General features: G+C 59.4%; 17 protein-coding genes. 11 read left to right on the top strand and 6 right to left on the bottom strand.

Annotated elements, in window-relative coordinates:
- Positions 1-643: 643 nt before the first annotated feature.
- Entirely contained in the window at positions 644-2,053 is a 1,410-nt protein-coding gene (locus tag PY308_RS05515) for an RtcB family protein (RefSeq protein ID WP_275791027.1), read from the top strand.
- Positions 2,054-2,133: 80 nt separating this feature from the next.
- Here PY308_RS05515 and PY308_RS05510 read toward each other — a convergent pair whose 3' ends face one another.
- The 3 genes from PY308_RS05510 to PY308_RS05500 all read right to left on the bottom strand — a co-directional run bounded on the left by PY308_RS05510 (position 2,134) and on the right by PY308_RS05500 (position 4,486).
- On the bottom strand, positions 2,134-2,409 hold the full coding sequence (locus tag PY308_RS05510) for a hypothetical protein (protein WP_275789075.1): 276 nt from the start codon (positions 2,407-2,409) through the stop codon (positions 2,134-2,136).
- A 35-nt stretch (positions 2,410-2,444) separates the two neighbouring features.
- The gene (locus PY308_RS05505; RefSeq protein WP_275791026.1) at positions 2,445-3,713 is read right to left on the bottom strand and encodes a polysaccharide biosynthesis/export family protein; all 1,269 of its coding nucleotides are present in this window, start codon (positions 3,711-3,713) and stop codon (positions 2,445-2,447) included.
- A gap of 92 nt (positions 3,714-3,805) precedes the next feature.
- A complete protein-coding gene (locus tag PY308_RS05500) occupies positions 3,806-4,486 on the bottom strand; it encodes a sugar transferase (protein WP_275789073.1) in 681 nt (226 codons plus the stop codon).
- A gap of 815 nt (positions 4,487-5,301) precedes the next feature.
- Between PY308_RS05500 and exoX the strand changes: the two genes are divergently transcribed.
- Positions 5,302-5,589, top strand: coding sequence for an exopolysaccharide production repressor ExoX (gene exoX / locus PY308_RS05495; protein WP_275789072.1), 288 nt, complete (start codon positions 5,302-5,304; stop codon positions 5,587-5,589).
- Between the two features lie 127 nt (positions 5,590-5,716).
- Positions 5,717-6,745, top strand: a complete 1,029-nt coding sequence (locus tag PY308_RS05490; RefSeq protein WP_275789071.1) for a glycosyltransferase family 2 protein — start codon at positions 5,717-5,719, stop codon at positions 6,743-6,745.
- On the opposite strand, the gene PY308_RS05485 is transcribed toward PY308_RS05490, so the two are convergent.
- Together PY308_RS05485 and PY308_RS05480 are read right to left on the bottom strand one after the other, a co-directional pair.
- Positions 6,736-7,686, bottom strand: a complete 951-nt coding sequence (locus tag PY308_RS05485) for a polysaccharide pyruvyl transferase family protein (protein WP_275789069.1) — start codon at positions 7,684-7,686, stop codon at positions 6,736-6,738. The genes PY308_RS05490 and PY308_RS05485 overlap by 10 nt on opposite strands.
- A gap of 101 nt (positions 7,687-7,787) precedes the next feature.
- Positions 7,788-8,747 carry a glycosyltransferase family 2 protein gene (locus PY308_RS05480; RefSeq protein WP_275789067.1) on the bottom strand — a complete coding sequence of 320 codons (960 nt, stop codon included), beginning with the start codon at positions 8,745-8,747 and terminating at the stop codon, positions 7,788-7,790.
- Positions 8,748-8,859: 112 nt separating this feature from the next.
- Between PY308_RS05480 and PY308_RS05475 the strand changes: the two genes are divergently transcribed.
- The 8 genes from PY308_RS05475 (at position 8,860) to PY308_RS05440 (ending at position 19,300) form a co-directional block, all read left to right on the top strand.
- Positions 8,860-10,323, top strand: coding sequence for a lipopolysaccharide biosynthesis protein (locus PY308_RS05475; RefSeq protein WP_275789065.1), 1,464 nt, complete (start codon positions 8,860-8,862; stop codon positions 10,321-10,323).
- Positions 10,324-10,722: 399 nt separating this feature from the next.
- Positions 10,723-11,871 carry an acyltransferase family protein gene (locus tag PY308_RS05470; RefSeq protein WP_275789063.1) on the top strand — a complete coding sequence of 383 codons (1,149 nt, stop codon included), beginning with the start codon at positions 10,723-10,725 and terminating at the stop codon, positions 11,869-11,871.
- Positions 11,868-12,659 (top strand): endo-1,3-1,4-beta-glycanase ExoK, encoded by a 792-nt coding sequence (gene exoK / locus PY308_RS05465; protein ID WP_434064202.1) that lies wholly within the window; start codon positions 11,868-11,870, stop codon positions 12,657-12,659. Before PY308_RS05470 ends, exoK begins: the two co-directional genes overlap by 4 nt.
- 88 nt (positions 12,660-12,747) lie before the next feature.
- Positions 12,748-13,947 carry a glycosyltransferase family protein gene (locus PY308_RS05460; RefSeq protein WP_275789062.1) on the top strand — a complete coding sequence of 400 codons (1,200 nt, stop codon included), beginning with the start codon at positions 12,748-12,750 and terminating at the stop codon, positions 13,945-13,947.
- Positions 13,944-14,960 (top strand): glycosyltransferase family 2 protein, encoded by a 1,017-nt coding sequence (locus PY308_RS05455; protein WP_275789060.1) that lies wholly within the window; start codon positions 13,944-13,946, stop codon positions 14,958-14,960. The genes PY308_RS05460 and PY308_RS05455 overlap by 4 nt, the downstream gene beginning before the upstream one ends.
- Positions 14,953-15,885 carry a glycosyltransferase family 2 protein gene (locus tag PY308_RS05450; protein WP_275789058.1) on the top strand — a complete coding sequence of 311 codons (933 nt, stop codon included), beginning with the start codon at positions 14,953-14,955 and terminating at the stop codon, positions 15,883-15,885. Before PY308_RS05455 ends, PY308_RS05450 begins: the two co-directional genes overlap by 8 nt.
- On the top strand, positions 15,885-16,874 hold the full coding sequence (locus PY308_RS05445) for a glycosyltransferase family 2 protein (protein WP_275789056.1): 990 nt from the start codon (positions 15,885-15,887) through the stop codon (positions 16,872-16,874). Before PY308_RS05450 ends, PY308_RS05445 begins: the two co-directional genes overlap by 1 nt.
- Before the next feature lie 89 nt (positions 16,875-16,963).
- A complete protein-coding gene (locus tag PY308_RS05440) occupies positions 16,964-19,300 on the top strand; it encodes a polysaccharide biosynthesis tyrosine autokinase (RefSeq protein WP_275789054.1) in 2,337 nt (778 codons plus the stop codon).
- Positions 19,301-19,354: 54 nt separating this feature from the next.
- Here the strand turns inward: PY308_RS05440 and eglC are convergent, their stop codons facing one another.
- Complete coding sequence (gene eglC / locus PY308_RS05435; RefSeq protein WP_275789051.1) at positions 19,355-20,746, bottom strand: endo-1,3-1,4-beta-glycanase EglC; 1,392 nt, start codon at positions 20,744-20,746, stop codon at positions 19,355-19,357.
- Between the last annotated feature and the right edge of the window lie 59 nt (positions 20,747-20,805).

Raw genomic sequence — 20,805 nt, 5'->3', positions numbered from 1 at the left:
AAGTTTCCGGTTAATTGGTTGTCGAAAGAATTGCAGCGGCGAATGCCGGGCGGAACTACAGCATCCACCGTTGGATGGTCTGGCAGGTTCGACTCCTCCTTGGCACACGCTCTCTGGCACGAGCGGGACCATCCGGTTTCGTCCACCCTCGTCGCCGCTGCAAAGGACTATCCCCGGCAAATGCCGGCAGGACTACAGGTAGAGCAGCCGGCCGGGTTTCCAGCCGGTGTGTCGGATGTTCAAATCATCCCGCGTTCCCGAAGGGAGCGCGTAGCTCAGATAATACTGTCCTGCCACCCTTGTTGCGGGGGCTTGAATGAATGGAATACCCGGCGAATGCCAGGCAGGACTACACGGAAAGAGCAGCCCGTCGCTTTGCGGCGGGAAGGTCGGATGTTCGAATCATCCCGGTTGCACAAGGCAATGCGTAGCTCATCACAACGGTCCTGCCAAACTCGTCGCCGGGATGACGAAGAAGACCCTGGGCGAATGCCGCCGGTGACTACAGGGGCCACTTAGCGCCATCGGTGATGGAATGCGAGCGGTGAATTATTCCCCGGCCAACGCTCGTCGCCCGGGTGGTGTGACGAAACGAAACGGAACCAGAAGGACTGCAAACGCAGAAAAGACAATGACAGAGGTAATGAGCGGACAGGATTTGATCGATGCCGGCATGGGCCAGGGCAAGTGGTTTCGCGATGCGTTGGTAGCAGCGAACCAAGTGCTGGGAAATGGCGGTTCCATGGCTGCCGCGCTGGCGGTCGCCCGCGGCTATCAGCCGGGGCCGACCCTGCCGCTCAAGGCGCCGAATGACGTGCTCATCCACATTAATATCCGTGCCGAAGATGCCTTCGAACAGGACAACATCGAAAAGGTGAGCGCGACGATGCGCGAGCTTGCCCGCACGCCTGTCGTCCGCGCAGCCGCCATCATGCCCGATGCCTGCCCGTCCGGACCGGTCGGCACGATCCCGGTCGGTGGCGTGGTGGCGTCGGAAGCGATCCATCCCGGCATGCATTCGGCCGATATCTGCTGCTCGATGGCGATCTCGATCTTTCCGGGCGTGGAGCCCAAGGCCTTGCTCGATGCCGTGCATGCCGTCACGCATTTCGGTCCCGGCGGACGCCCGCGCGGCGCGCAGATCAAGCCTTCGGAGGAGACACTCTCGGCGTTCCAGGCAAACCCTTTGCTGAAGGAGATCCTGCATGTCGGTATCGAGCATTTCGCCACGCAGGGCGACGGCAATCATTTTGCCTATGTCGGGCAGATGAAATCGACCGGAGAGACGGCGCTCGTCACCCATCACGGATCGCGTGCCCCCGGTGCGCGGCTCTATGATCGAGGCATGAAGATCGCCAACAAATTCCGCGAACAGCTTTCGCCCGAAACGCACCGGGAGAATGCCTGGATTCCGGCCGACAGCGAAGAAGGAGACATGTACTGGTCGGCGCTGCAGACAATCCGCCGGTGGACGAAGGAAAACCACTACGCCATCCATGACATGACGGCGGAAAAGCTGGCGGCGAAGGTGAGCGACCGGTTCTGGAACGAGCACAACTTCGTCTTCCGCAAGTCCGATGGCCTGTTCTACCATGGCAAGGGTGCAACACCGGCCTTCGACAAATGGGCTGAAGATTCGACCGATCTGACGATCATCCCGCTCAACATGGCGGAGCCGATCCTGATCGTGCGCGGCTCGGACGCCGCCCACGGCCTCGGCTTCTCGCCGCATGGCGCGGGGCGCAATTTCTCGCGGACGGCGCATATGCGTCGGCTCGGCGAGGAATTCGGGGCCGATAGCCGGGGTCTGAGCCCGAACAACATCGCGGCCGTGATGGAGAGGGAGACATCGGGTCTCGACGCCCGCTTCTTCTTTGGCATCCCCGATATTTCGGAACTGCCGAGCGCATACAAGAACGCTGCCAATGTCCGGTCCCAGATCGAACATTACGGCCTTGCAGAAGTCGTCGACGAGGTGATCCCCTACGGGAGCATCATGGCTGGCGATTGGCAAAAGAATGCGCCCTGGCGCAAGAAAAAGGAAAGACGTTAATTGATGCGCCGGCCGTTCCTTAACATGACGGTCGGCGAGACTTTCTTCGGCGAGAAAAGCTTATCCTGGGTGCTGAAGTCCTAACTTTCCTTCGTCTCATACAGATAGGCATGGACGGCGGCAAAGCACATCAGAAGGACAAGAACCGGCAGTCCGGCGAGCTGGGCCAGAGCAACGGGGATAGACCCGAAACCTCTGGTGGTGTTTTTCCGCACGGCCGGCGCCGTCCGCTCAGGCTGGATATCGGTCTTGATCGCATTTGCCATCAGATGGGCCGTCAATTTCTGGTTGATCAGGACCTCTGCCGGATCGGCCTGTGCCGGGACATCCTGTCTGCGTTCGGCACTTTTCATCATCTGCCTCTCTTTCCTTGCGACCGCCCCAAGCTCACCTATTGCGTGGTTGCGACCGGCTCGACCTTGACCACATCACCGGGCTCGACCGGCGTGCCTTCGTCGGCGGCTATTCTTTCCGATGTCCCATTTTTTTGCCGGACGATGGCATAGGAAATGCTGGCAATCTGGCCGGGACGCGGCATCTCGGCGGCATCCGCCGATTGCAGCAGAGCCTCGGTCATGAGATCGCGGCTGGTCGCCAGCTTCAGGGCCAGCGTGTCCAGTTCCGCTTCCGTGTTCTGAAGTTCCTGGGCCAGTTGCGCATCCCAGTCGTTGCGCAGGTTGGTCTCGTCCTGGCTCGCCTTGCTGACATCCTGCTTGGCTTTCAGCGAGGCCGTGTCAATATCGAGAAGTGCCGCCTGCAGATCGGCAAGGCGTTGCTCGATCGCGAGCTTTCGGGCACTGAGCGCCAGTCCCTTTTCCGCAAGGACATCGACGCGCCCCTTGTCTTCGACAACCAGCGCCAGCTGCCGGGTCTGTGTTTCGGATTTCTTGGCAAGCGCCTCGATTTCGCTTTGCAGCAGCGCCTTGAGCTCGCTCAGGGCCGTCAATTGCAGCCTCTGCCGCTTGTCGCGTGACGCCATCAGGGCCTTCTCGCTGTCAATCAGGCTGGCAGCATCGGCGACTTGCGAAAGCTCCGGAGGGACGACGATGTCGTTTTTCCGGGCGATTTCCGCCTGCAGACGCGCCCGGCGGATGAGAAGCCTGTTTTTTTCGGCGAGATTTATGGAGGATTCGCCCTGCGCGGTGATGAAATCGCGGGCAAAGCGCTGTCCGCTCTCCGGCCGGCGCAGGCCGCCGCCGAGGCTTACGGCCTTCAGCACGGTCAAATCCGGCGCGAACGGATATTCGCCCGGGGTCTGCACCTCGCCGGCAAGATAGATCGGCCTGTACTGGGCAAGCTCCACCGAGGCCGAGGGACGGTCGGGCAATCCAAACAGTTTCTGCAATTCCATGCCGACCTGCCCGGCGATCTCATCAGTGGTCTTCCCGGACGCCACAAGTGTGCCGAGAAACGGCAGGGAGATGCTGCCGGAAGCGCCGACCGTGTACTCGCCGCTGACCGCCGACCAGTCCCGGACGGACCCTTCCGCCGTCTGCCACTCGGCAACACGGATCCTCAGCTTGTCCATCGCAGCCAGCGTATAGTCTCCCGCAAAAGCCGCACGGAAGACGCTCAGAGCGGCAACCACCACTATGCAGACGCGGGCTGAACGCACCGTGCGACCGCCTGGCGACGGCCATAGTCTCGAAGGGTATCGCATCATCCAGAACCCTTTTTGCAACTTAAGCCGGCCCGTCTCAAGCCAGCGGTGCGGCCTGTCCTCAGGCTGCACCGGCTTCGACAGCGGTAAGATCAATAGCTGCCGCGCGACAGGCAGACGGCAGGAATGGTTTTTGCGACGATGACGACATCTTTGATCATCGACCAGTTGGTGACGTAATGCGTGTCGAAGGCAATCCGCGTCGCATAGGAGACGTCGTTGCGGCCGCTGACCTGCCAGAGGCCCGTCAGGCCAGGGCGCGATTTCAGGTAATAGACTGCGGAATTCTCATACAGTTCGAGCTCGTCTTCCACGACCGGACGGGGACCGACGACACTCATATCGCCGCGGATGATGTTCAGGAGCTGGGGCAGTTCGTCCAGGCTGAGCTTGCGCAGAACACTGCCGATCACCGTGACCCGAGGGTCGTGCTGCAGCTTGCGTGTCGCCTGCCATTCCTCATAGGCCTTCGGATTGTTGCGGAGATGGTCCTGGAGAATCCTGTCGGCATTCGGCGCCATCGTGCGAAACTTCAGGCAGTGGAAGAAGCGTCCATTATGGCCGACACGGCGATGGCCATAAAAGATGCTGCCGCCATCGGAAAATTTAACAAGCGCCATCAAAAGCAGAAAAATCGGGCTGAAGACGATGAGCGCCAGCAGTGCTGTGACAATATCGAACCCCCTCTTCGATATTCCACCGATCGGCCGGTCCTCTCCGGATGCGATGGTGGTAAAATACGGCGAACTTGCCGATCGAGTCGCAGACTTCATGGGAGATAGCTCCATTTGGGTTGGCGATTGGTCGGATCCCGTGAGGGCATGAGCGGTTATTGCAGCAGGGAGTGTAAACGGAGAATCCGATTTTAAAAGGCAGTTTTCTGCCTCATTTCGTATCACGACGGCTAGATGTCAATGTAAAATCAAAAATTTGGGACAGGAACGCTGACTATTTCTCGCTTGAGAAAGTATAATTCCGGATATGTATTGCCACGGAGTGGAACATGGATCCCGATATTGCCATGGATTTCCGCCGGATGAGACTTTTAAAGCGATTTAGGTTTTGTTGAAATACAGGAATGAACTGAATTATAAGAAAAATTACTATGAAATTTCTTCTGCCGCAGAGATTTTTTTGCATCGCACCATTCTTTTGCACTGCACATGTTTTTATTACGGCGGGCTAATTTTGTAACAAAAGTTGACCAGGATGTCGTTTTTCTGCAGTCTTTAATTGATTTTATAAATCTCAATCTACCTGGGGATGTCGTGGACGTCAGGCTCCTGAGAAATATGTCAGCAATAGGTCCACAGCGCGTCGCCGCGATTCTCCTCCATCCCGCGAAGTGAACTCGTTAACCTGCATGTCAAAAACTTCGCAAGAAATGCCTTGCTTGCTCTGCAATTGACAGACGAATTTAAATGGAAACTAAGCTTTCCGGCCGTAAATCACACAGAAACAGGAGTAAATAGTCTTCGGATATCGGTTGTATCTGAGGGCCGGCTTCGATATGTTAATAAACGCCTACGAGGAGAAGGTATCTTCCGATGATGTTTGCAGATCAAGACATGGCCTTGGGGTCGTCCTGATGTTCGCACCTCGCGTGTTCATCAGCATGTTGGGTGCCCTGGTGGCCTTTGCAGTGGTTACCTTCCTGCTGACTGGTTCCGTCTGGACGACGGCTTGGCAGACGATCGCCTGCGCGATTCTTTTGCAACTGGGATATTTTGTCGCTATTCTTTTTGTTGTTTCCAAAGAAAGCCGCGAACGCCGCAGGCTTGCGCAGGGTCAACAGGCCATGTCTACCGCATCGGCGGAAGACAAGGAGCCAAAGCCGCTTCGTGTCGGCAACAATCGCGGTCAGCTGAAGTCCTGACTCTCAAGCTGTGCGTAACGCACCTGTGCCGAATGCGGCACGAAACTCTTCGCAACCGCAACATCTTGCCTTGTCCCTTCGTCCGGCCCGGATTAGTTTCGGCGCCACATTGATAGAGGACGGGATCATGAGAGCAAATGCCAACGTCTGCGTCATCATTGCAGCGAAAAATGCGGCAGCCACGATCGGGCGCGCCGTCCGCTCGGCCTTGGCCGAGCCGGAAACGGCCGAAGTCGTTGTCATCGATGATGGGTCGAGCGACGAAACCGCCGCGATCGCTCGTCAAGCGGATGATGGAACAGCGCGCTTGAAAATTGCCCGGTTCGAGGTCAATCAAGGCCCAGCGGCAGCCCGCAACCGTGCAATCTCGATCTCGACCGCACCTGTGATCGCTATTCTCGATGCCGACGATTTTTTCTTTCCCGGCCGCTTGAAGAACCTCGTCTCGCACCGGGATTGGGATTTCATCGCTGACAATATTGCCTTTGTCGACGAGGAAAATGCAGCGACCGCGCATCTGGCACTTGACGATTTCGATGCCGCACCGAGGGCGATCAGCCTTTTGGAATTCATCGAAGGCAATATTTCGAAACGCGGCGTCCGGCGGGGCGAGATCGGTTTCCTGAAACCGCTGATGCGGCGCGCTTTTCTGGATGAACACAGGTTGCGCTACCAGGAAAGCCTGAGACTGGGGGAAGATTACGATCTGTATGTCCGCGCCCTGACAAAGGGGGCTCGCTATACCATCATTCACAGTTGCGGTTACGGCGCCGTGGTGCGCGGCAATTCACTGAGCGGCAGTCACCGGACCATCGACCTCCAGCGGCTTTACGAGGCTGACCGGGCAATACTTGCGGAAAACACCCTCTCGGGGGAAGCCCGCACCCTCGTCAGCCGTCACGAGCGCCACATCCGTCGACGCTATGAACTCCGGGAATTTCTCGACGTCAAAAAACGATCGGGTGCCGCGGCAGCGCTTCTGCATGCGCTTCTCCGTCCCTCGGCCCTGCCCGCGATCGCAGGCGGCATTCTCGCGGACAAGACCGACCGCTTTCGATCCCGCGCGCAAGCGGCGCCCGTGGCACTCGGTGGCTCGGGTGCGCTTCGCTACCTGCTGCAGCAGCCAGCGCGCGACGGTGCGCGCCGTCAGAAATAGGCGCGGCGCACGCTATCCAGCACGGTCAGAAACCGCTCCTTGCGTTCCGACAGAACAGAATCAGCGCTGAGCTGCGGCGTTGCGCGCGCCGCCTGCCAAAGTGACAAGGTCGAAGGGGTGGCAAGCAGTTGCTTTGCGGCGGCCCTGAGCGAGGTTTGTCGCGGCTCGCCCGGGGCAACCAGCACCTCGGCATCGATCTCCAGCTTGTTGGGATCCTCGGGCCGGGGCTGTTGCGGCTCGAAGCCGACCCCCCAGAATTTTGCGCCCTTGGCGATCGCCTCCGCCCGTGTGGAAACAGGAATATGACGCGGTTTGTAGGTAACGCCGACTGTCTGCGCCCAATCGTTCCATTTGAAGCTGTTGATGCTATCCGAGGTGGTAACCGCCACCCATGGCACGCGAAAGGCATCGGCGAGGATGGCGCCATGCATGGATTCGGCGATGATCAACTCCGACTGGGCGATCTCGCGGATAACACTCTTTGCCTCGCCACGCGGATCGATATAGTGCACGCCGACGGTGCTGCAGACGACCGGCCACAGCCCTGCCGCCGCTGATTCCCAATGGGGAACGAAACTCTTCCTGTGCTTTTTCTGCAGGTTTCTGAACTCCGGCATCTCGGTGACCATGACAGCCGGATCAATGATCCCGAGCTTCGCATCGACGCCGACTTTCTGGGCGGTCAAGGGGCCGCGAACGCATCGTATGTCCCATTCGCGGCGGTCGGACATGTCCGGCAGCGCGCCGTAACCGAACCCGCTGCCGAGCACGAGCTTGTGCCGGCCTTCGGGCAAAAGCACCCGGTTCAGGACCGTCCCGACCCCGACCAGAAGCGTTTCGGGCTGAACGTCGCGGAACCCCGGGAGGAGAAAGTCCCACAGCCAGAGATTAAGGTCGTCGCCGAAATTCCCGTGTTGCGATTCCCAATAATAGGGGTCCATGACCGTCTCCTGAATGCATTGGCAAAGGCATAAAAGCCGTGGCAAGCACGCGCCGTAACGCGATGGAAGATGTGGCAAGAAAAATGCTGCACCTGCGAAGGTTACCGTGTTAGCCTGCCGACCGCAAGCTGAAGCGCGTTTCGGATCAGCAGGGGATCCCGGATCACCCAGCGCGCAAGCAGACTGAACTGCGGCATCTCCCGCCGCCTGATCCGGCGCGCCTGGCTCCACAGCGCCTGTTTCCGGGCGGTTTGTTTGTAGGAATGGATGGAAACGACCTCCTCGGTTTTCTGGGGAAACCGGCTTTCCAGAGTGTCGAGCGCAACCCAGGTGTTGAACTGCTGCGACAGAAATTGCGGAGAATCGCTATCGATACCATGGAAAATATTGACGCCTTCTCCGCGCACGGCGCCCGGTTCGTTGCACAGCACGACGCGCTTTGCCGCGATAGCGCAATCGCAGAAGAACAACACATCTTCCGCAGCCAGACGAAGGGCTGCGGCAAAACGGACGGTTTCGAACAGGCGGCGGCCGATCACCATGCAGGAGAGATGCAGAAAACCCCAGTCACGCAGCATGACCTTCGGAAAGGAAGGGACTTCGAGGATCAGGGGCTTGTCGGAAAGCCGTACGGCCTTTTCCGTCCTCTCCAGCCGCACCATGTCGAAATGATAGTAGAAGGCGTCGCCGCCGGTAATCGAAGCCCAATAGCAATCGGCCCCAAACTGCGTCATTGCAATCTTCGCATTGTCCAGATGATCCGGCGTCCAGCTGTCGTCCGAATCAAGAAAGGCGACGAAATCCGTCCCGGTTGCCACATTGTCGAGCCCGGTATTGCGGGCCCCACCCGGTCCGGCATTGGCCTGGCTGATCACCCGGATGCGGGCCCGCTGCTCAAGCGACAATGTTCCCAGTTCGGTTTCGATTGGAAAAGGCGACTCGTCATCGACGATCAGAATGTCGAAATCCTGATGGCTCTGGGCAAAGACGGACGCAAGCGCCCGCTGCAAAATCCCGGCCTGCTTTTGATAGTAGGGAATGACAACCGTGAATCTCGCCATCTTTTCGTCCTTGCGGTTTCTATACACGTTGTTGCTGGCACTTCTCCCCTGCGCCTCCCCGCGCTTTCTTGCCCGGCCATGATCCTTCATCACCGAACAGGACCATCCTATCATGCCTCCCACAGTTAACGTCAAATCCGTTACGAGCAATGTCGGCTGGAGCGTCTTATCCAAGGCGAGTACGTTCGGCCTCAAGTTTGTCACCGTGCCGATCCTGGCGCGCATCCTGTCGCCCGAGGAGTTCGGCGGCGTCGCGGTTGCGCTGACGGTGGTGCAGTTTCTGGCCATGATAGGCGGCGCAGGTTTGACTTCGGCGCTGGTTATCCAGCGGGAGGAGGAGATGGAGACGGTCCATTCGGTTTTCTGGGCAAATCTCGCCATCGCCATCCTGATGGCAATCGGACTCTACGCCTACGCTGTGCCCTTCGCCGCCCTTCTGGGCGCACCAGAGGCAAGCTACCTCCTGGAAATCATGAGCCTTCTCATTCCGCTCCAGCTCGGCGGCGACGTGGCCTATTCGCTGCTGGCGCGGCGAATGAATTTCAGCAAGGAGGCTTTCTGGTCGATGATTGCCGAATCGACGGGTGCGATCGTCGCCGTCGTCATGGCGCTTTTCGGCTTTGGCGTCTGGGCATTGATCGCGCAGCTTTTCGTGTCCGCACTGGTGCGGCTTTGCGGTCTCTACGCTGTCTCGCATTATATGCCGCGCTTTGTTTTCCATCCAGGGCGGGTGCTCAAACTGAGCCGTTTCAGCCTGGGCATGATGGGCTCCGAGATCGCCAATTTCATCACCTTCCAGTCGCCGATGGTGATTATTTCCCGTTCGCTGAGCCTTGCGGACGCAGGTGCCTATTCAGCCGCCAATCGCTTTGCCAGCATTCCCAACCAGGTGGTGCTGTCGGCTGTTATGGGCGTTCTCTTCCCGGCATTCAGCGGCATGGTGGAGGACAAGCAGCGCCGCTCCCAGGCGCTGCTGTTCTCGACCCAGGTAACCACTGTGCTGCTTGCGCCGATGATGTTCGGTATCTGGGCGCTGGCGGAACCGGCAATGCGCATCCTGTTCGGTCCGCAATGGGCCTATGCCTGGCCGGTGCTGGGGCTTCTGGCGCTGTCGAAGGGCATCCTGACCCCCTGCAGCACGTTCATTCCTTATCTTAAGGGCGTCGGGCATGGCCGGGCTCTGTTCTGGTCGGCGGTCGTGCGCGCCATCGCCACGACATTAGCAGTCGCCTACGGTGCTGCGACCGGCACCCTGGTCGATGCGATGATCTGGCTCTGCATCGTTAATGCAGTAACCCTCGTCGGCTATTCCTGGGCGGTCTTTCGCGCTGACGGGACACCGTTTCTCAAGGGCTTCTCCATCAGCTGCCGGCCGATGATGATGGCGCTGCTCATGGCGCTGGCAGTGCGTTTCCTGCTGGATCATTTCGGAGCGAGCCTCCCCAATCCAGTTCTTCAAGTTGTGGCGGGAGCCATTACCGGCGGCGTTCTATATGCAGGGCTCATCCTTTTTTCGGAACGGTCGCTTCTTGGTAAAATTTTCCAGCTGATCAAAAACCGCGGCCGTATCGTTTAGGGATTATCCCGTCACGACAAGGTGCCTTTAAACGCCTTAATTCGGCACAGTATCGCCACGCGGACGATATCTTCATAAACCTTGAGCTGCAAAACCGCCCATGCACTGCTATTTTTCGCGCTCTCCTCACCAATCGTCCGGCGTGTTGATCGGCATATGTGCAGATACTTCAAAGCGCTGTGAAACAGACGCTTTTACGCCTTCGAAGGACAAAACTGCACTCCTTTTGACCCACACCTGAGAAGATCCATTCGCGTGCAACGCAGCATGGAAGCGGATTTTTTTGCTGCAGTGCCATATTAATCCACACGGATTGTTCTATTCTAGCTGCTGCAGGTTCGGATCTGCTCTGGTTGAAATGGTCGCCTTGGGAGGAGCGGCTCAAACAGGGGATAGGCCTTGGCTATCGACGCGAATATCTCATCGCGGATCAATCTGATGCGCATTCTGCTGATTTCCGGAATCGTCTTCGTGCACGTTCCCTACGATCCGCAGACAAGCCCTTTTCTGGGCGAAAACGGCTTCATCGACTGGTTGCGGGTCTTCGTCGGGGACAGCCTGTTTCGCGTTGGCGTGCCATGCCTCAGCGCCATCTCCGGGTATCTTCTGTTTCGGCGCGGTCTTGCCGGCCTGGACTACGGCAAGGTGTTGCGGTCGAAATCCCGGACGGTCCTTGTCCCCTTTCTCATCTGGAACTTCGCCTTTCTTGGCTTGGTGATGCTCGCGCAGAGCCGCGGCATTGGCTTCGGCTATCTTCCCGACATCGTCCATGCGGGGCCGCACGAATTGACGACACTCGCCTTTGCCATCGACGGACTGCCGATCAATATGCCGCTCTATTTCCTCAGGGATCTGCTGCTGTGCATCATCCTGGCGCCCCTACTCGGGCTCGCCGTGCAGAAATATCCGCGAATCACGCTGGCGATCTTGTTTCTCTATGCAATCCTTCCGGTGCCAGGACTGATCTTCCTGAAAAAAGGCATTCTGTTCGGCTTCGCCTTTGGAATCTATGCAAGCTTGTACAGGATCGATATCCGCATACTGGACCGCCATGCGAAAAAGATCGCCCTTGTGTTTCTGACTGTGGCCACTCTGCTGGCAACGGCACTGTACCGGACAGGTCCTGACCATCCCCCGCTTGTCGATGTGGCGCGCAACCTGATTGCAATCAGCGGCATTGTCGCCTCGTGGGCGATCTCGGCAATTTTGATCCGCATTCCGCTGGGCACCCGGCTGGCGCGGACAGAGGGCCTGAGCTTCTGGATTTTCTGCGCGCATTATCCGCTGCTCATCGCTTTCTGGATGCTCTGGAACCGGATGGCAGAAGCGCAGCATTACCCGCTGTTTTACGTTTTGGCGCCGCTTCTGACGCTCGTCGTTCTGGTGATCACCCACACTCTGGCCAAGCGCGTAACCCCGGGATTGCACGCCGTGCTCACAGGCTGCCGGGCGAGCCGCACCTTACCCTCCGCTGTTCGACCGGGCGAAGAACCGGCGGGCGCGAAAGACTGGACCGAGAGCTACGCAAACCGAAAGAAAATGACATGATGACGATATGCTTGAATGCCCGGACAATCGCCGCTGCTGCGGCCCTTGCCACGGCTGGTCTCGCCATTTCGGCACAGGCGCAGGACGCGAAGACAGGACAATCCTTCGTTGACAATTTTGACCGAATCGACCGCAAGGTCTGGTATATTTCGGACGGTTGGGACAATGGCGCACACCAGAACTGCACCTGGTCGAAGACGCAGGTCAAGGTTGCGAACGGGGTTCTGGACCTGACGTTCGAAAAAGGCGCCGGCAAGACACGCGACTATATTTGCGGCGAAATCCAAACCCGCAAACGCTTCGGATACGGCACTTACGAAGCCAGAATCAAGACGGCCACGGGCTCCGGCCTCAACTCGGCTTTCTTCACCTATATCGGACCGACCGACAAGAAGCCGCATGACGAAATCGATTTCGAAGTGCTTGGCAAGGATTCCGGCAAGGTTCAGGTCAACCAGTATATTTCGGCCAAGGGTGGCAACGAGAAGCTGATCGATATCGCCGGTGGCGCGGATGCCGCCTTCAACGATTACGCCTTCATCTGGGAGAAGACGCGTTTGCGCTATTTTGTGAACGGCACCCTCGTGCAGGAGGTCACCGATCCCTCGAAAATACCGGTCAACGACCAGAAGATCTTCTTCAGCCTTTGGGGCAGCGACACATTCACGGATTGGATGGGCAAGTTCGAATACCAGGATCCGGCCCGCATGCAGATCGACCGTGTCGCCTTTACCGCACCAGATGAGAAATGCGTTTTTCCCGAGTCCGTCACCTGTGTGCTCAATTGAGCCGACAGCTTTCGCAGCAGGAATGTTGCGGCGCACAAGAAATTGACCTAGGCTTGGCATTCAGCCGGGCGGAAAACAGGACGTTTTCATGCTGAACCTCTTGTACCTCGTGCATGATGTGACGGACCCGGCGATCAGACGCCGGATCCTGATGCTGGAGGCGGGCGGCGCCCAGGTAACAGTGGCCGGTTTTCGTCGCGGCTCGGATGTACCTACGGACAACAATGATTTCATCGATCTTGGCGTAACCCTCGATGGGAAATTCGGTCAGCGGATCGCCGCGGTCGGCAGGGCCGCCTTTTCAATCGGCAGCAAGCTCAGCCGACGTGCAAAGCCGGACGTGATCATCGCCCGCAATCTGGAGATGCTCGCGCTCGCCAACAGGGCGAATGCGGTTTTCGGCGGTGCCGTGCCGATCGTCTATGAATGCCTCGACATCCACCGTCTGCTGTTGCGCAAGGATGCCGCCGGACGTGCCCTGCGCATGGCGGAGGGATATCTGGGACGCAATGTCAGCCTGCTCATTACCAGTTCCCCTGCATTCGTCGAGCATTATTTCGGGCCTGTGTCGCGACTGAAGGCGCCGGTGCTTTTGTTGGAAAACCAGGTCATCGAATTTGACACGGACGCAATGGCGCACCCGCAACCGAGACCGCCTGCGGCCGGGACTCCCTGGAAAATCGGCTGGTTCGGCGCGCTCCGCTGCCGCAAATCGCTGCAGCTTCTCGCCGCGTTTTCACGCGCGATGGACGGGCGATTCGAAATCGTCCTGCGCGGCCGGCCGGCCTATTCGGAGTTCGAGGATTTCAACGATTTTGTCGAAAGCGAGCCCTATCTAAGCTTTCAAGGAGCGTACAGAAATCCCGAGGATCTCGGCCGCATCTATGACGAAGTCCAGTTTTCATGGGCCATCGACTTCTTCGAGGAAGGCTTGAATTCCAGCTGGCTCCTGCCGAACCGTCTCTACGAAGGCTGCCGCCATGGCGCCGTGCCGGTTGCCATGCGCGGTACCGAAACCGCTCGGTTTCTTGAAAGCCGGTCGATCGGGCTCGTTCTCGACCGGGCGGACAGCGGTGCATTGGTCGGCCTTCTGGGTGCCATGACGCCGGAGCGATACGAGGCGGAATTCCGCAAGGTGGCAGATGTCGGTGCCCGCAGCTGGGTGTTCGACAAGGCCGATTGCCGAAGACTGGTCAGCCGGCTGGCATCGCTTCGCGCCGGCGGCGATCGCTCCGCCGCCTTCAGCGATATTCACGAAACACAGAGCAACGAGGGTGGACTGCTATGAGCACCGGTGACATGACCTCTGGCCGCAGCCTGATCATCATTCCCTGCCTGAACGAGGCGAAACATATCGAAGCGCTGATCCTCAAGCTCGGCGGCGCGATCGGCGATCTCGATGCCGACCTCGTGGTGGTGGATGGCGGCAGCACGGACGGCACCTGCGAGATCGTCCAGCAGATTGCGGTCGTCAATCCGAAGGTTCGGCTCATGCACAATCCCAAGAAGATCCAGAGTGCCGCAATCAATTTGGCGGTTGCCACGCTCGGCGACGGTTACGATTACATGATCCGCATCGATGCGCATGGCGAATACCCGGCCGATTACTGCCAGCGGCTGATGCAGGAAGCGCTGGCGACAGGCGCGGATTCCGTGGTCGTGGCGATGCAGACGGTCGGCTTCGGCACATTCCAGAAGGCAACCGCCTATGCGCAGAACTCCAAGCTCGGCAACGGCGGCTCGAAGCACCGGACGGGCGCCGTCGGCCATTGGACAAATCATGGGCATCACGCCGTGATGCGGATTTCCGCATTCCGCGCCGTAGGCGGCTATGACGAGATGTTCAGCCACAATGAGGATGCCGAGTTTGACTACCGGCTGAGCAAGGCAGGTTATCGCATCTGGATGACCGACAAGACCAGTATGATCTATTATCCACGCAGCAGTGCCGCAGCGCTTTTCCGTCAGTATTTCGGCTATGGCCGCGGTCGCGCGAAGAATTTCCTCAAGCATCGTGCCATGCCCAGCCTCCGGCAGATGCTGCCGCTGGCGGTGGTGCCCATCGCAATCGGCGCGCTGCTCGCCATCGTCAATTGGGTGGCCGTCATCCCCTTCGGCCTCTGGGCGCTGGCCTGCCTCGGTTATGGTGCCTGGATGGCGCTCGGCCAACGCAACCCCTATGGGCCGCTTGCCGCCGTTTCCGCCATGGTCATGCATTTCGCCTGGTCGGCGGGCTTCTGGCGCGAGCTTCTCGATATCCGCAGGCGCCGCGTGGTTTCGCATGAGGCGGCCCATGGATAATCGCGGACAAACCATTCGCATCGATATCGGGCTTTGCACCTACAGGCGTACCGAGTTGACGGAAACGCTGCGCTCGCTCGGCGATCTGAGCGTCCCTGAAGGCGCACGGCTCAGGATCATCGTCGCCGATAATGATGTTGCGCCGAGCGCGGCGGCGCGGGTGGATGCCGTGCGCAGCCTCGTACCCCACGAGATCGTTTATGTGCACTGCCCGGCCTCGAACATTTCCATTGCCCGCAATGCCTGCCTCGATGCCGCGACCGGGGATTTTATGGCCTTTATCGATGATGACGAGATCGCATGCCGCGACTGGCTGGTGCGGCTGATGGAGACGGCTGACGTGACCGGCGCCGATGCGGTGCTGGGACCGGTTCGGGCCGTCTACGGCCCGGATGCTCCCGACTGGATGCAGCGCGGCGATTTTCATTCGACCTTTCCGGTCTTCGTCGGAGAACAGATCATCACCGGCTACACTTGCAATGTCCTGCTGCGGCTCGCCTCCCCTTGCCTCGCCGGACGACGCTTCAAGCTGGAGCTTGGGCGCAGCGGCGGCGAAGACACCGAGTTCTTCACCCATATGTACCGGATGGGCGGCGAGATCGCCTATGCACCGGCAGCCTGGGTGCAGGAACCCGTGCCGGCCAAGCGCGCCGTCTTTTCCTGGCTTGCGAAGCGGAAATTCCGCTTCGGGCAGACGCATGGGCGGCTGATTGACGCCGGCAGTGGTGCGGCCGGAAAAATGCGCCAGTTGACCCTTGCCGGAGCGAAGAGCGGCTACTGCGGGCTCGCGGCACTCGCGTTCTGTCTGTTCCCGGTTCGCCGAAATCGCTTCGTGCTCCGGGCATCGTTGCATGCCGGCGTCTTCGTCGGTCTTCTCGGCGTACGGGAAATCGAGCAATATGGAACAGCGGAGGCGAGATCGTGATGGTGAACGCTGCTCCGCAGGCAAGCTTCATTCTGGCTGCATTCAAGGCGCAGGACACGATCGGGCGTGCCATCGACAGCGCGCTGGCGCAAGTAGGCGTGGACATCGAAGTGATCGTCGTTGATGATTGCTCTCCCGATGGAACGGCTGCGGCCGTCGCTGCCTATACCGATCCGCGTGTCCGGCTTATCCGCCTCGACAGGAACCGTGGCCCGGGCGGCGCCCGCAATGCGGGGCTGGAAGCGGCACAGGGCGATTGGATCATTATTCTTGACTCGGACGATATGGTGGCGCCGGATCGTGCCGCGCGGATGATCGCGCGCGCAAAACAGGCGAATGCCCAGATCGTCGTCGACAATATCGATGTCGTTATGCTTGAGGGCACAGTCCGGCGCATGTTTGACGAAACCCGTCTGGCGCAACTGAAGACGCTGACGCTGCCTGCCTTCATCGATTCGAACGTGCTGTTTCGCTCGGAGCATAACTACGGCTACATGAAACCGGTCTTCGAGCGCCGCTTTCTGACCAAGCACGGCCTCCGTTTCGATGAAACCCTGCCGATCGGCGAAGATTATCTGCTGCTGGCCTCCGCTCTCGCCAAGGGCGGCATCTGTGCGGTGGAACCGAGCGCGGGCTACACCTATTATATACGAAGCGGTTCGATATCGCGGGTCCTGAAGCTTCACCATGTGGAAGCAATGCTTGCGGCGGATGAGACATTTGTCCGCGACAACAGCCTCGACGCAGCGTCGCAAGCGGCCCAGGAACGCCGGCAGCGCAGCCTGGAAGACGCGCGGGCCTTCGTTCTGCTCGTCGACCATATCAAGGCCCGCTCGCTGTCCGGCGTCGTCAGAACCGCAATGAAGAACCCGGCTGCGATATACCATCTCAGAATGCCGATCGCCGTGCGCCTCAAACGGTTTCTGGCGCCGCTGTCGCGCAATCGACCGGCGGGCGAACCGGTGGCGGAGACCACGGGCAGAGGCTAGTCGGCTTTGCAACACCATTGAATCTCACCCCTGACATGTTTGAGGGGGAGATTGAGAAACTGAATATGCATCTGGAGAGCCAGCGGCCCATGAATCACAGACCCCTCCCGTTGAACGCCGTTCCGCCGGTTCAGAGCGATGATTCCGACAAATTCATCGACTTGAACCGTCTGACCGCGATCGCGGCGCGGCGCTCGAAGGTCGTTGCCATCTGCGTCATCCTCTTCTTCCTTCTGGGCGGTCTCTATCTCCTGAGCGCCACACCGTTCTACACGTCGCAGACCCATATCTTGCTGGATGACGAGTTGTCGAAATATGCGGAGGACGTGCCTTCGCCGCAGAGCGCCCAGCAGGCCGACACGAAAATATCGAGCGCCGTCGAAATCCTGAAATCGGGCGAACTGGCGCTGCATGTCGTCGATGCCGAAAAGCTCGGAGAAAACGAGACCGTTCTCAATCCGCCGCAATCACTGATGTCCGGCGTCAAATCCGCGCTCCGATCCGTCACCGGGATGTTCGGCAGCGAACGCGAAATATCCGCGGAAGCTCTGCGCAACGGCAGGCGGGAAAAAGCCGCAGCCTATATTCAGCAGGCAATCACGGTGGAACGAGTCGGCCGCAGCTCGGTGGTTGCCCTCTCCTACAAGTCGACAGATCCGCGGCTCGCCGCACACATCACGAAGGCATATGCGACCGCCTACCTCACCGACCAGTTGAACGCCAATTTCGACGCCACCGAACGTGCATCCGTCTGGCTTCAGGAACGGCTGACCGATCTCCGCCAGCGCGCGCAGGCCGCCGCGCTCGATGCGGAGAAGTTCAGGTCCGAGCACGGCCTCACGTCGACCGGCGGCGAACTGATGTCAGAGCAGCAACTTTCGGACCTCAACAAGCAGCTGATCGTTGCCCAGGCCGACACGGCAACGGCCTCCGCCCGGTATAACCAGTATCAGTCGATTATTGATCAAGGCGCCGAGAACGCCGTCAACAATGCGACGGTCTCCTCCAAGGAAACCGACAACACGGTCATCCAGGATCTGCGCAGCCGCTATCTCGCGATCAGCAAGCGCGAATACGCGGTGACCGAGAACTTCGGGCCTGATCACCAGCAGGCCGTCAGCCTGAGATATGAAAAGAGCGACCTCGCCCGCCAGATTTTCCGCGAGCTGCAGCAGATTACCGCCAGCTACCGCAACGAAATGGAGGTGGCAAAATCCCGCGAAGCCTCGCTGCGCCAGAGCATCGAGGGACTGGTCGGAAGCAATTCGCAGGACAACAGGTCGCTGGTGGAATTGCGCGAACTGGAGCAAAAGGCAACAGCGCTGAAGACACTCTACGAATCCTATCTCGGACGCTATGAGGAAGCCGCGCAGCAACGGTCTTTCCCGATCGCCAAGGCCCGGGTCATCTCGGAAGCCGGCACTCCGGTTTCGCCCTCAAGCCCCAAGAGAACCATGGTGATGGCGCTTTCCATCATTCTCGGCTTGATACTTGGCAGCGCGATTGCGGCAGTTCAGGAGTTCCGCGAACGGTTCTTTCGCCTCGAAGAGGAAATCCGCTCCGTTCTCGGTCATAAGTCGCTTGGATATGTGCCATTCGTCGGCAAAAAGACGAAGAGGCTCTGGGGCAAGGGGCATCGTCAAAACGCAAAGAACGGTCCGGAAAAAACCGCGCCAGACACAGATATTCCCCTGACGCGGATGACGCGCATTGCAGTGGAAGCGCCACGATCTGCCTTTGCCGAGACGTTGCGCAACGCCAAACTTGCGGCCGACGTCATGTTGCAGGGCAGGCCTAACCGCGTCATCGGCATCGTCTCGGCACTGCCGGGCGAAGGAAAATCGACCATTGCCGCGAATTTCGCCGGACTGCTGGCCGCAGCCGGCAAGAAGACGCTGCTCATCGACGCCGACCTTCGAAATCCGGCCATCAGCCGGATGATCTCACCGCCACCCAAAACCGGCCTGCTGGAAGCGGTGCTGGGGGAAAGCGATTGGCGTGCGGGCATCAGGGTGGATCCGCAGACCCGGCTTGCCATTCTGCCGATCGCGCCGCGGGACCATCTCTACCACACGAACGAGCTTCTGGCTTCGCCCGGCATGGAGGCGCTCATCAGCAATGCCCGCAGCGCCTTCGATTATGTCATCGTCGATCTTGCGCCGCTGGCACCCGTCATCGACGCGAAGGCGTTCTCGCCGTTTGCCGATGGTTTCCTGATGGTCGTGGAATGGGGCAAGACCCCCGCCCGTCTCGTACGGGATGTGCTGCAATCCGATCCGCAATTCAACGCGAAGATCCTCGGCGTCATGCTCAACAAGACGGATATGGGGCAGCTCGGCAAATACAGCGATTTTGGCGCTGCGGAAAAATACCGCAAGAGCTACGAGAAATATTATATCGAACAGCCTCTGAAGGCTGCGGAATAGGTCCTTTCCGTCGCGCCTCGAAGAACGCGCGCCGGAAAGATCACGCAACCTCTGTCACGCGAGGTCGTTCAGACTATAGGCGCGGATGTAGTCGATCCTCATCTGCGACCCGTCGGAGAAATCGGCACCTGGCGCACCGGCCGAGCCGCCGACAGCAAGATTGACGATCATATACATCGGATCGTGCATGTCCGACGGCGTATCGGCGCGGGCGACGGCCACATCATCGACGTACCAGACGATCTCGTCTTCCTGCCAGAGAACGCCGTAGGTGTGAAAACCTTCGGTGCCCGAAACGCTTACCGCGCTGTGAACGGATGTCTGCTCGCCGGTTTCGTTGGAATGAACCGTGACATGCACGGTATTCGGGTCCTGTCCGCGCATTTCCACGACATCGAGCTCCGGCGGCCATGAGCCGTCCTCCGGCAGCAACCAGAAGGCCGGCCAGGCGCCCTGATCGCCCGGCATGTCCGCCCGGATCTCGAAATAGCCGTAGGTCTGCGCGAAGGTCGCATGGGTGGTCAGCATTCCCGAGGTATAGTCATAGCCTTCCACCTCGCCGCTGAGTGCTGCCGGCGTTTCCTTGGCCGTGATGGTCAGCACGCCGCCCGCCACCGAGAACGGGTTCGCGGCTGAGGTGGGCGCATGGAGCGGGTTGACATACCACTGCAGTTCGCCGTTTGCCGGCAATGTCGCCCCCTTGTCCGGCGCCCACCAGTATTTTGCCTCCCACACGCCCGAGGTTCCTTTGACCAGCTGAAGCGTATTGAAATCGTCGTTGAAGGTGCGCGTCAGCATGGAGCGGTCGAGGCTCAACTCGAACTGCCCGGCATGGAGGTCGCCGAGCGCTTCGTCAGCAAAGACCAGGCTCTCGCCGCCGCCCAGATCAAGGCGAAGATTAGCCCCCTCCTGGGTTACATTGTCCAGGAGTTGCTCAAAGGAGGTGAGCGAATAGCCGTTCAGCCGCACCGTGTCGTCGGCGCCGAGATCGGTGATCAGGTCGCTGCCGTTTCCCTTGGTGAAGATGAAGGTATCCGCGCCCGTGCCGCCGCTCAGGACGTCGTTTCCGCCACGACCGTCAAGCGTCTGGCTCCCCGAGGCGCCCTTGATGATATTGCCCGCCGTATTGCCGAACGCGTAGCGCAGATTGCCGGTTACCGTCAGATTTTCGAAATTTGCGGGCAGCGTATAGCTCATCCAGGTGCTGATCGTATCGATGCCCTGGCCGGCACTTTCCTGCGCACGGTTGATTGCGGAATAGAGGTAGTAGATGTCGTCGCCGGCGCCGCCGATCATGGTAACATTGACAGCGCTGTCACCCCACATGGAATCGTGACCTTGGGTCCCGCTCAGCGTCGCGCCGGAACCGGTCGCGGAAAAGAAGGCGGTGGATGTGTCGCTGAAGAACAGCGGCTGCCCAAGGGCGTTGAGAACGGATTTTCGCATCGTCTGTCTCCAATCAAACCTGCCGGTGACTTCCGTGGCGTTGGCAGTGCAATCGAAGG

Origin of the sequence: Pararhizobium gei (assembly GCF_029223885.1) — a bacterium.
GTDB classification, from domain to species: Bacteria; Pseudomonadota; Alphaproteobacteria; order Rhizobiales; family Rhizobiaceae; genus Pararhizobium; species Pararhizobium gei.
This window is presented reverse-complemented; position numbering and strand designations above follow the sequence as displayed.